The following is an 11,726-nucleotide window of genomic DNA, read 5'->3' as shown; positions in this document are numbered from 1 at the left end:
TAGGGACGGCTCGTGCTAGGGGGAACTGGTGCGGCTGCCCGCCGTGCTCCGGGCGTCGCTCTCGGCCGCCGGCCCGTCCAGCGCCTTCGCTTCCGCCGCGGGAGCCGGTACGGCCGCCGGACCGGCCGCCGCTTCGGTCGCGCCGCCGCCCTCCGGCTCGCCGAACCACGCGACCGCGACGGCGCCCGCCACCGCCACCAGGAAGCCGAGCACCGCCATCCAGGCGAAGCCCGGCCGGGAGGAGTCACCGAGCCACAGCACCCCGAGGATGCCCGGCACCACCGTCTCGCCCACCACCAGTGCCGCCGTGGCGCCGTTGACCGAACCGATCTGGAGAGCCACCGTGTGCAGGTACATGCCGCCGATGCCGGCGACCAGGATCGCGTAGAGCGCCGGGTCGGCCAGGAGGGTGGGCAGATTGAACGGGTCGACGCCGTTCAGTACCCGTACGCCCACACCGAGCGCGCCGAAGCCCAGACCGGACAGCAGACCGGCGAGGATCGCGGCGCGGCTGCCGAGCAGCCGGACGGCCAGCGTTCCGCCGCCCATCAGCGCCACCGAGGCGATCAGCAGCCACCAGTGGGTGGTCGTCGAGGCGTCACCGCCGCCCTCCGGCCCGGCCGCGGTGGCGAGCAGGACCAGCGCCGAGCAGACCACGCCGATGGAGACCCACTCGCGCGGGTTCAGCCGGATGCCGAGCAGCTTGATGCTGAGTACGGCGGTGATCACGAGGTTGGCGCTGATGACGGTCTGCGAGAGGAACAGCGGCAGCATCCGGGCGGCCAGCGCGCCGAGCCCGAACCCCACGAAGTCCAGCACCGTACCGACCATGAATTCCCACGTCACGGCGGCCTTGGCGGTGGAGGAGAGGCTGGGTCCGCCGTGGGCGGTGACGCCGGTGGTGGACGCGGCGGCCGCCTCCCGGCGCGCGGACTTGCGCGATCCCACCGCTTGCAGGACCGACCCCGTGCCGTAGCAGGCCGAGGCCGCTACCGCCGTCAGAAGACCGATGAGCACCAAGAACTCCGTTTCGCGCACTGCCTGGTTTTACCTGTGCATTACCTGACTAGCGAGACGTGGTTTTGGAGGCGTGAGTTGCCTCGGAGGGTCAAGCAGATGCCGCAGAACCGGAACCGGGGGCTCCGCCGAGGCGGGCCAGCGCGTCCGGAGCCTCTTCCACCGAGTCGACCAGAGCGATCTTGCCGGACATGGCACGCTCCGCGGCGAGCGCCCGCAGCAGCGGCCAGGCGGGCAGTTTTTCGGTCCAGTGGGCGCGGTCGACCAGCACCATCGGGGTCGGCTCACCCCGCGATCCGTAGTAGTTCGGGGTCGCGTTGTCGAAGATCTCCTGCACGGTGCCCGCCGCGCCGGGCAGGAAGACCACCCCGGCGTTGGAACGGGCCAGCAGGCCGTCCTCGCGGACCGCGTTGACGAAGTACTTGGCGATGTGGGAAGCGAACGCGTTCGGCGGCTCGTGCCCGTAGAACCAGGTGGGAATGCCGACCGAGTCGCCGCCGCCCGGCCAGCGGCCGCGCACCTCGAAGGCGGCCCGCGCCCAGTCCGTCACCGAGGGGCCGAACTGCGGCACCTTGGCGAGCAGCGCGAGGCTCTCGTCCAGCATGGTGTCGCCGAAGGGTGCCGCGTAGGCGCCGAGGTTCGCGGCCTCCATCGCGCCCGGACCGCCGCCCGTGGCGACCGTCAGGCCGGACCGGGCGAGCCGGCGCCCCAGCCGGGCCGCGCCTTCGTACGCGTCGGAACCGCGCTCCAGCGCGTGCCCGCCCATGACGCCGACGACACGGGCACCGGAGAGGTGCTCGTCCAGTGCGTCGGAGACGGCGTCGTCGTGGATGCTGCGCAGCATCGAGGCGAAGATGTCGCCGTCCGACATGGTCCGCTGGTACCAGGCGTAGGCCCGCGCGTCCGGGGTCGCCGGGTAGCCGGCGTCCGTGGCGAGGTCTTCGAAGAGTTCGCCGGGCGAGTAGAGGCTGCCGCGGTACGGGTCGAACGGCAGGCCCGGTATCGGCGGGAAGACCAGCGCGCCGGCCGCCCGCACGCCCGCGGCGACCTCCGGCTCCATCCGGCAGCCGAGGAAGACGGTGTCGGCGACCGGCGTGCCGAGCAGGGCGGAGGTGCGGCCGGTCAGGTCGACGGACTGGACGCGGTAGCCGCGCAGACTGCCCGAGGCCAGCACCCGGTCGAACGCGGCGAGCGTCTCTATCTCGCGGTCGCTGCCGGGGTGTTGCGGCCGTTCGACGGGGCGGTGGGGGGCGGGGGACGCGGGGGGATCGGAGTTCGGCTGCACGCCCGTCATCGTAGGCGGGAGGCACCGGGGCCCGGCGGCGAGGGCGGGGACGGCGAGGACGGCGACGGCGGGGGCGGGCCGCGTGGTGCGGGGGCAGGGGAGGAGAGGGGTGTCAGGGGAGGAGCGGGAGAGCGGCGAGTTCGGCGATGGCCCAGGTCAGGGGAGCCAGGACGGCAAGGAGGGCCAGGACGCGGAGAGCGGCGGCGCGGTGGAGGACCGAGCGGGGCGTACCGAGACGGCGGAGGGCGGCGGTGGTGTGCGTACGGGCCCAGCGGGCCTCCAGGGCCGCCGTGAGGGCGCTCGCGGTGACGCAGGCCAGGACGAGGGCCGCGCCCAGCCCGGTGAGGGGCCCGAGCGGCCGGGCGGGAACGGCTTCGTACACCTTCACCGCCGCGTACGTACCGGAGGCGACCGCGCAGAGCACGCCGAGCGGACGGCCGATGCGCCGGGACTCCTCCTGGAGCACGCGGCCCGCGAGGAGACGCACGGCACCCGGGCGGCCGGCCGCGAGCAGCCGGCCGGACAACTGCGTCAGGCCGGGGCCTGCCAGGACCAGGCCGAGGGTGGACAGCGCCCAGCCCGCCAGGACCCCCGGCGGGCTGCCGACGAGGCGCTCGGGCAACGGGAGGAGCGCGCCGGTGTCGTCGGCGCCCCGGCTGACGTAGGTCTCCAGGGCGAGGCCGGCCGCCGTCAGCGTGATCCCCCACGGGAGCGCGGCGGGCACGGCGGAACGCGAGCCGTTGGTGTCCATGGCCGTCAGCGGCTCGCCGGTTCCGGTGGCCACCCGGGGGCCGCGCCGGCCACCGCGAGCGTCCTTGCGGGGGCGCGGACGGGGGCGCAGGGCGACGGCGGTCGCGCCCGACGCCGTCACGGGGACGACGGCGAGCAGCAACAGCGCACCGGCCGCCGGTAGGGCGTGGCCCGCGCCGAGGAGCTGGGTGGCGGAATCGGCGGCGGCCGCGCCGACCAGGTCGCCGCGGAGCGCCAGGAAGACGAGCAGCGCGAGGACGCTGCCCAGGACACAGGAGACGGCGGTGGAGGCGGCGGCGATCAGGGTCAGCCGGGCAGGGCCCAGCCCGGCCGCCGACATACCCCGTTGCGGGCGGGACGCGGGGTCGGTACGGGCCGCGGACACGGCGAGCTGGGTGGTGGCCGCGACCGGCACGGCGCACCAGAGGAGACGTACGAAGGCGTCCGCGGCCGACGCCGGGTGGGCGGCGGCGTGGCCGAGGACGGCCAGGAGGAGGAAGCCGGTGCCCGCGGCGGCCGCGGCCACCAGCAGACGGCGGAGCAGGACGAGGGGATGGGCCCCACGGGTCAGACGGAGAGCGAGCACTCTGCCCTGCTTTCCTTCTCGGGGGCGGGGGCCTTGGGGCCGACGCGGCGGCCGTCGAGGAGTGCCACGCTGCGGTCCGCGAGGGTCTCGGCCTCGGGCTCGTGGGTGGCGAGGACGACCGTGATGTCGTGGGAGCGGGCGGCCGTGGTGATCGCGCGCAGGACCTGGGCGGCGTCGGAGCGGTGCAGCGGCGCGGTGGGCTCGTCGGCGAACAGGACCCGCGGCGCGCAGGCCAGGGCGCGGGCGACGGCGATGCGCTGGCGCTGCGACTGGTCGAGGCGGCCGGGGCGTTGGCGGGCGCACAGGCCCACGTCCAGCCGGTCCAGCCATTCGCCGGCGGTCTGTTTGGCGGCGCGGTGACCGACGCCGCGCAGCAGCAGCGGGAGGGCGGCGTTCTCCCAGGCGGTCAGCTCGGGGACGAGGTGCGGTTCGGTGTCCACCCAACTGAACCGGTCCAGGCGCAGCCGTTCACGGCTGAGCGGGGAGAGTGTGTGCACGGGTGAACTGTTGAACCAGATCTCCCCGCTGTCCGGGACAAGTTGGCCGGAAAGGCACCGCAGGAGCGTCGTCTTGCCGCAGCCGCGCGGGCCGGTGACGGCGAGGATCTCGCCCTCGCGGACACCGACGGAAACCCCGGCCAGCGCGGGGGAGCCGGCGTATGTGTGGTGCAGGCCGCGCGCCCAGAGAACGTCGTTGTCAGGTGGGGCCACCATCTGCGCACCTCATGCTCGTCGCGTCCGATCGTTCCCCCAACCGGGTGAACGACCATGGAGAGTATCGGTCACTGGCACGGTAAGGAGTGGCGACCCTCGGTATTCGGCGCTCGCCGCGCACCACGGCTGAGGTTCACTCAAATGGCGGCTTATATGAAGAACCTGGGCGAAGGGTGAGCGGCAGGGGAGCGCGGGAGGCTCGGGGTGGGCAGGGGAAGGCAGGGGGCCGGCGCCCGGAACCCGCGCTCGTCCGGGTGCCACGCCTGCCCGGAGGGCGTGCGGGGCTGTGAGTTCCTGGGCGTACGCGCATCACGGGCGGGCGCGCGAGCCTGCTGAGCGGGCCTGTACGTACGTTCCCCGGCAGGTGACCGGGTAACCGGACGGGGGCGGCGGGCCCGGAGGACCGGCCCAGGCCACGGGCCCGGGGCGAGGCAGCGGCCCACTGCCGCACGATCCTCGACCCCGGGCCCGCGCCCGCAGTCCCGTACCTCTCCGTACGTCCCCCCTACTGCCCCCTACTTCGCCGTACGTCTCAGAGCTTCGCCCAAGCCTCCGTCAGCGTGCCGCGCAGAATCTGCTCGATTTCGTCGAAGACCGGCTGGTCGGCGATGAGCGGCGGGGCGAGCTGGATCACCGGGTCGCCGCGGTCGTCGGCACGGCAGTACAGGCCGTTGTCGAACAGGGCCTTGGAGAGGAAGCCGTACAGGACCCGCTCGGTCTCCTCGTCGTTGAACGATTCCTTTGTGGTCTTGTCCTTGACGAGTTCGATGCCGTAGAAGAAGCCGTTGCCGCGGACGTCGCCGACGATCGGCAGGTCGTGCAGCTTCTTCAGGGTCGAGAAGAAGGCGTCCTCCTTGTCCAGCACGTGCTGGTTGAGGCCCTCGCGCTCGAAGATGTCGAGGTTGGCGCAGGCGACGGCGGCGGAGACCGGGTGGCCGCCGAAGGTGTAGCCGTGCAGGAAGGTGTTGTCGCCCTTGTAGAACGGCTCGGCCAGCCGGTCGGAGATGACGCAGGCGCCGATCGGGGAGTAGCCCGAGGTCATGCCCTTGGCGCAGGTGATCATGTCGGGTACGTAGTCGAACTTGTCGCAGGCGAACATCGTGCCGAGGCGGCCGAAGGCGCAGATGACCTCGTCGGAGACGAGCAGCACGTCGTGCCGGTCGCAGATCTCGCGGACGCGCTGGAAGTAGCCGGGCGGGGGCGGGAAGCAGCCGCCCGCGTTCTGCACCGGCTCCAGGAAGACGGCGGCGACGGTGTCCGCGCCCTCGAAGAGGATCTGCTGCTCGATCTGGGCGGCGGCCCAGCGGCCGAACGCCTCCGGGTCGTCACCGAAGAGCGGCGCGCGGTAGATGTTGGTGTTCGGGACCTTGTGGGCGCCGGGGACCAGCGGCTCGAACGGGGCCTTCAGGCCCGGCAGGCCGGTGATGGACAGGGCGCCCTGCGGCGTGCCGTGGTAGGCCACCGCGCGCGATATGACCTTGTGCTTGGTGGGCTTGCCGGTGAGCTTGAAGTACTGCTTGGCCAGCTTCCACGCGGTCTCGACGGCCTCACCGCCGCCGGTGGTGAAGAAGACCTTGTTCAGGTCGCCCGGCGCGTGGTGCGCCAGCCGCTCGGCGAGCTCCACGGCCTTGGGGTGCGCGTACGACCAGATGGGGAAGAAGGCCAGTTCCTGGGCCTGCTTGAGCGCGGTCTCGGCGAGTTCGGCGCGGCCGTGCCCGGCCTGGACGACGAACAGGCCGGCCAGCCCGTCGATGTAGCGCTTGCCCTTGTCGTCGTAGATGTTCGTGCCCTCGCCGCGCACGATCGTCGGCACGGGGGCGTTCTCGTACGACGACATGCGGGTGAAGTGCATCCACAGGTGGTCGTAGGCCGTCTTCGAGAGGTCAGCGGTCATGGCTATCTGGTTCCCCAGGTGTAGGTCTGCTTACGGAGCTTGAGGTAGACGAAGCTCTCGGTCGTCCGGACGCCGGGCAGCGTGCGGATCCGCTTGTTGATCATTTCCAGCAGGTGGTCGTCGTCCTCGCAGACGATCTCGATGAGGAGATCGAAGGAGCCCGCGGTCATGACGACGTACTCGACCTCTTCCATGGCCGTCAGGGCGTCGGCCACCGGGTCGAGGTCACCTTCGACGTTGATCCCGACCATCGCCTGCCGCCGGAAGCCGACCGTGAGGGGGTCGGTGACCGCGACGATCTGCATCACGCCTTGGTCGAGCAGTTTCTGTACGCGTTGCCGCACCGCCGCCTCGGACAGGCCGACGGCCTTGCCGATCGCGGCGTACGGACGGCGGCCGTCCTCCTGGAGCTGCTCGATGATCGCCAGGGAGACGGAGTCGATCGACTGGGTGCCGTTTCTGTCACGAGTGGCCACATCCCTCACTGTGCACGAGCCTCGTCAGTCCCGCAACCCTGATTCGATGAAATCAGTTGTCTGTAGATATCGACGCCACTGATTTCGTCGTTCATCCCTTTCGGGTATGTCGAAAACGTTGACTTCCTGGCTAGGGTGGGCATCTCAAGCACTGGACACCTGACTAGGAGGGGTCGCTCGTGACCACCGAACTGCGTCGGCTGCGCAACTACATCGACGGGGAGTTCCGGGACGCCGCCGACGGGCGGACCACGGAGGTGGTCGACCCGTCCACGGGCGAGGCGTACGCCACCGCTCCGCTGTCCGGCGCCGCGGACGTCGACGCCGCGATGGCCGCCGCCGCGACGGCGTTCCCCGCCTGGCGCGACCTGGTGCCGGCCGAGCGCCAGAAGGTCCTGCTCAAGATCGCCGACCGCTTCGAGGAGCGGGCCGAGGAGCTGATCGCCGCCGAGTCGGAGAACTGCGGCAAGCCGGTCGCGCTCGTCCGGTCCGAGGAGATCCCGCCGATGGTGGACCAGATCCGCTTCTTCGCGGGGGCCGCCCGGATGCTGGAGGGCCGCGCGGCGGGCGAGTACATGGACGGTCTGACGTCCATCGTCCGCCGGGAGCCGGTCGGTGTCTGCGCGCAGGTCGCACCGTGGAACTACCCCATGATGATGGCGGTGTGGAAGTTCGCCCCGGCGCTGGCCGCGGGCAACACCGTCGTCCTCAAGCCCTCCGACACCACGCCCGCCTCGACCGTGCTGATCGCCGAGATCATCGGCGGTGTGCTGGACGAGCTGGGCCACTCCCGCGGCGTCTTCAACGTCATCTGCGGCGACCGGGACACCGGCCGTCTGATGGTCGAGCACAAGACCCCGGCGATGGCCTCGATCACCGGCTCCGTACGGGCCGGTATGCAGGTCGCCGAGTCCGCGTCCAAGGATCTCAAGCGGGTCCACCTGGAGCTGGGCGGCAAGGCGCCGGTCGTGGTCTTCGAGGACACCGACATCGCCAAGGCGGTCGAGGGCATCGCGGAGGCGGGCTACTTCAACGCCGGCCAGGACTGTACGGCCGCGACCCGGGTGCTCGTCCACGAGTCCATCCACGACGAGTTCGTGACCGCGCTCGCCAAGGCCGCCGCCGACACCAGGACCGGCGCGCCGGACGACGAGGACGTGTTCTACGGGCCGCTGAACAACGCCAACCAGTTGGCGCAGGTCAAGCGCTTCATCGACGGTCTGCCCGCGCACGCCAAGATCGAGGCGGGCGGCCACCAGGTCGGCGAGAAGGGCTACTTCTACGCTCCCACCGTCGTCTCCGGCCTCAAGCAGGACGACGAGATCGTCCAGCAGGAGGTCTTCGGCCCGGTCATCACCGTCCAGTCCTTCCGGGACGAGGACCAGGCCGTCGAGTGGTCGAACGGGGTGGAGTACGCGCTGGCGTCCTCGGTGTGGACCAAGGACCACGCCCGGGCCATGCGGATGTCGAAGAAGCTGGACTTCGGCTGCGTGTGGATCAACACCCACATCCCGCTGGTCGCCGAGATGCCGCACGGCGGCTTCAAGAAGTCCGGTTACGGCAAGGACCTCTCGGGCTACGGCTTCGAGGACTACACGCGCATCAAGCACGTGATGACGTCGCTGGACGGCTGATTCGCTGGCCACGGGCGGGCGGGGGTCCCGGCACCGGCCCCGCCCGCCCGTGCGCTCGCCCGCCCCGCCACCGGTCCCGCCCCCCTTCCCGCCGCTCGGCACACCGTCGTGAACAGCGCCCCGGCAGCCGACGTTCTGTTGCTTGCCGCCGCCGCCCACCGCACGTGAGAGTGCTCGCCATGGCTGAACTTTCGCGACGCTCGCTGCTACGGGGCACGGTCGGTACGGGAGCGGCCGGGGCGCTGGCCGCGCTGGCGGCCGGCTGCGGAGTGCCCGCGGCGTACGTCGCGCCGGCCGACCGCGCGGCCCCCGACCGCTCGGCCCGCGACCGGCGCCTGACCTTCGCCAACTGGCCGCTCTACATCGACGTGGACGAGCGCGACCAGCAGCGGCGGCCGACGCTGGAGGCGTTCGAGCGGCACACCGGCATCTCGGTGACGTACACCGAAGAGATCAACGACAACGACGAGTTCTTCGGGAAGATCAGCCCCGCCCTGATGAACCGCCGGCCGACCGGCCGCGACCTGATCGTCATCAGCGACTGGATGTGCGGCCGCTTCGTACGCCTCGGCTGGGTGCAGGAGATGGACCGGGCCCGGCAGCCCCACGTCGCGCAACACCTCGACCCGCTGCTGCGCACCCCGCACTTCGACCCCGGGCGCAAGCACAGCGTCCCCTGGCAGTCGGGCATCACCGGCATCGCGTACAACCGCCGGAAGCTCGGCCGGGAGATCCAGCACACCGCCGACCTGTGGAAGGACGACCTGCGCGGCCGGGTGACACTGCTGTCCGGGCTGGACGAGTCCTTCGCGATGCTCATGCAGGGCGACGGCGTCGACATCACGCGCTGGACGGAGACCGACTTCTACCGGATGACGGAACGTATCCGCCGCCTCGTCGACAGGAAACACATCCGGCGCTTCACCGGCAACGACTACATCAAGGACCTGGCCTCCGGGGACGTGCTCGCGGCGCAGGCGTACTCGGGTGACGTCATCCAGCTCAAGGAGGACAACCCGGACATCGAGTTCGTGGTGCCGCAGGAGGGCGCCGAACTGTGGGCGGAGAGCCTGATGATCCCCGGCCGCGCCGAGCACAAGCACAACGCGGAAGAGCTGATCGACTTCTACTACCGCCCGGAGATCGCCGCCGAACTGGCCGTCTGGGTCAACTACGTCTGCCCGGTCCCGGCCGCCCGGGACATCCTCGCCTCCGCCAAGGACGAGGACCGCGCCGCGCTGGCCGAGGACCCCCTGGTCTTCCCGGACGGCGCGCTGCGCGAGCGCCTGGCCATCGCCCGCGACATCACGTCCAAGGAACGTCCGGCGTTCGCCAAGGAGTGGAATGGGATTGTGGGGTTGTGAGGGGGCAGGCGAAGTGTCAGCTTCCTGACAGGCGGTCAACTTCTCTCTGTAACGCGAGGATGCCGTACGGCGCTTATAAGAATGGGGCCGCATCTGCGGTGGCGTTTCTATAAGATCAAGTCGGAGTCCACCGATCCCGGAGGTTGAATGACTGTCCTTCCTGTCGCCGTACCCGAGCCTGATGGCTATCGCACGCAGCTTGCTGCCCTCGGCACCAAGCTGGAGTACCTGCATCCGGCCTTGCGGGCCGGGGAGGTCGCCCGCCGGTCCGCGACGCGGAACCACCCGGCGAACACCGCCGGCACCAGGGCGTATCAGGAACACGTCCGGATCATTCGTGAGATGCACATCCGGCACGAGGGCTGGAAACGGCTTCTGCACGACCACTTGGAGCTGGTCTGCAACCCTGACAGGACGGTTGCCTTCGGTGTCATGAGCGGTGACGGGGCGACGGGGGAACGGACGTTCCCGCCCCGGAACGCGCGCCGTCGTGGCGCGGCCACGAAGCGGGTCGCCGAGGACAACGCCGCGCAACTGGAGCTGTTCCCGCTGCACCGCGGGAACGAGGTCGTCCTCAGCTCAGAGGAGGCCGGTCACCTCCAGGTCTGGTTCCTCGTCTCCCGCCGCATCGAGGCCGGTGACAAGGTGTACGTCCACAACGAGCTGTCACTGCCCGCCGAGGTCGTCGACGGTTACGTCTCGGAGTGGAAGCGGCGCATCCTTCTGCCGGTCTTCGAAATGGACGGAATCGAACCGCCGCACGAAGATGGGGGTGGCGAGATCGACATCCCGGTGCCGTTCCGCTGAGAGCCCGTCCCGGTGCGGCACTGTTCTCACAGTGCCGCACCCTGCACCACCGACCCTACGAGGCAGTCCACCATGGTGACCCCATCACGCATCACGCTGGCCCGGAAACGCCGGGGACTGACCCTCGCAGATCTCTCCGCCCGCGCCGGAGTGTCCCTGCAGAGCCTGTCGAACTATGAGACAGGTCGCACCGCGCCCCGGCCGTCCACCGTTCGACGGCTCGCCGACGCGCTCGATTTTCCCGAGCGTTTCTTCAGTGGGCCGGACATCGACGAACTGCCGGCGGAGGGCATCTCCTGGCGCGCCCGTACCAAGACACCGCCCCGTGTCCTGGACTCAGCGCGGGCCGCGGGCACACTCGCGGCACAGTTGTACGAGTGGATCGACGAGCGTTTTCGCCTGCCCGAGCCCGATCTGCCCTCGCTCGGCAAACCGGACCCGGAGACGGCCGCGGAGATGGTGCGCACCCGTTGGGGGTTGGGTACCGCTCCGGCGCCGAACATGGTGCACCTCCTGGAGGCGCACGGGGTCCGGGTCTTTTCGCTGCCGCCGGACTCGTTGGAGGTGGATGCGTTCGCGGTGTGGCGGGGCACGGTTCCGTTCGTCTTCCTGAACATGCTGAAGACCGTCGAACGCGGGAGGTTCGACGCCGCCCACGAGCTGGGGCACCTGATCATGCACGGCAGCGGTGAACGCCCGTGCACCGGTCCAGGGGCTGAACGGCAGGCGAACGACTTCGCCAGTGCCTTCCTCATGCCGGCCGCCAGCGTGCTCGGTCACATGCCGGCGGGCGCCCGCGTCGACCAGGTCCTGGAGGGCAAGCGGATCTGGAAAGTCTCGGCCATGGCGCTGACGTACCGTATGCACGACCTGGGGCTTCTCACCGACTGGCAATACCGATCGACCTGTGCGGAACTGAGTGCGCGTGGCTATCGCACGGACGAACCGCAGGGCCTGAAGAAGCGGGAGACGTCGCAGATCCTGACCAAGGTCTTCCAAGGGCTGTGGTCCAAGGGCATCCGTCCCGGTGACGTCGCCGACCAGCTCGGCGTCAGAGCGGAAGAGGTGGCGGAAATGCTGTTCGGGCTGAGCATGGAGACGGTGACGGGCGAGGAAGAAGGAGCCGGCGAGCACCAGGCCAAAAGGTCGCTGAGCCTCGTGCGCTGAGGGGGACGTCACGGTTCGTGCCCCTGCGCAGGA

General features: G+C 70.6%; 10 protein-coding genes. 4 read left to right on the top strand and 6 right to left on the bottom strand.

What is annotated here, in order from left to right; all coding sequences use genetic code 11:
• Window positions 1-15 precede the first annotated feature (15 nt).
• The 6 genes from EJG53_RS11205 to EJG53_RS11180 form a co-directional block, all read right to left on the bottom strand.
• The gene (locus EJG53_RS11205; protein ID WP_244955610.1) at window positions 16-1,017 is read right to left on the bottom strand and encodes a DMT family protein; all 1,002 of its coding nucleotides are present in this window, start codon (window positions 1,015-1,017) and stop codon (window positions 16-18) included.
• Window positions 1,018-1,108: 91 nt separating this feature from the next.
• Window positions 1,109-2,218, bottom strand: coding sequence for an LOG family protein (locus tag EJG53_RS11200; RefSeq protein WP_244955609.1), 1,110 nt, complete (start codon window positions 2,216-2,218; stop codon window positions 1,109-1,111).
• A 196-nt stretch (window positions 2,219-2,414) separates the two neighbouring features.
• Window positions 2,415-3,638: a hypothetical protein gene (locus EJG53_RS11195; protein WP_125044732.1), complete on the bottom strand. Its 1,224-nt coding sequence runs from the start codon at window positions 3,636-3,638 to the stop codon at window positions 2,415-2,417.
• Complete coding sequence (locus EJG53_RS11190) at window positions 3,620-4,351, bottom strand: ABC transporter ATP-binding protein (RefSeq protein ID WP_125044731.1); 732 nt, start codon at window positions 4,349-4,351, stop codon at window positions 3,620-3,622. The genes EJG53_RS11195 and EJG53_RS11190 overlap by 19 nt, the downstream gene beginning before the upstream one ends.
• A 532-nt stretch (window positions 4,352-4,883) precedes the next feature.
• On the bottom strand, window positions 4,884-6,245 hold the full coding sequence (locus EJG53_RS11185; RefSeq protein ID WP_218041912.1) for an aspartate aminotransferase family protein: 1,362 nt from the start codon (window positions 6,243-6,245) through the stop codon (window positions 4,884-4,886).
• A 2-nt stretch (window positions 6,246-6,247) separates the two neighbouring features.
• Entirely contained in the window at window positions 6,248-6,721 is a 474-nt protein-coding gene (locus EJG53_RS11180; protein WP_003980199.1) for an Lrp/AsnC family transcriptional regulator, read from the bottom strand.
• A 179-nt stretch (window positions 6,722-6,900) separates the two neighbouring features.
• Between EJG53_RS11180 and EJG53_RS11175 the strand changes: the two genes are divergently transcribed.
• From EJG53_RS11175 to EJG53_RS11160, 4 genes are all read left to right on the top strand, one after another.
• A complete protein-coding gene (locus EJG53_RS11175) occupies window positions 6,901-8,355 on the top strand; it encodes a gamma-aminobutyraldehyde dehydrogenase (protein WP_125044729.1) in 1,455 nt (484 codons plus the stop codon).
• Window positions 8,356-8,534: 179 nt separating this feature from the next.
• Window positions 8,535-9,719 carry a polyamine ABC transporter substrate-binding protein gene (locus tag EJG53_RS11170; RefSeq protein ID WP_125044728.1) on the top strand — a complete coding sequence of 395 codons (1,185 nt, stop codon included), beginning with the start codon at window positions 8,535-8,537 and terminating at the stop codon, window positions 9,717-9,719.
• Window positions 9,720-9,866: 147 nt separating this feature from the next.
• On the top strand, window positions 9,867-10,526 hold the full coding sequence (locus EJG53_RS11165; RefSeq protein ID WP_125044727.1) for a hypothetical protein: 660 nt from the start codon (window positions 9,867-9,869) through the stop codon (window positions 10,524-10,526).
• A gap of 72 nt (window positions 10,527-10,598) precedes the next feature.
• Window positions 10,599-11,693: an ImmA/IrrE family metallo-endopeptidase gene (locus EJG53_RS11160; protein WP_125044726.1), complete on the top strand. Its 1,095-nt coding sequence runs from the start codon at window positions 10,599-10,601 to the stop codon at window positions 11,691-11,693.
• Window positions 11,694-11,726 lie beyond the last annotated feature (33 nt).

The organism is Streptomyces chrestomyceticus JCM 4735 (assembly GCF_003865135.1).
GTDB lineage: Bacteria > Actinomycetota > Actinomycetes > Streptomycetales > Streptomycetaceae > Streptomyces > Streptomyces chrestomyceticus.
This window is presented reverse-complemented; position numbering and strand designations above follow the sequence as displayed.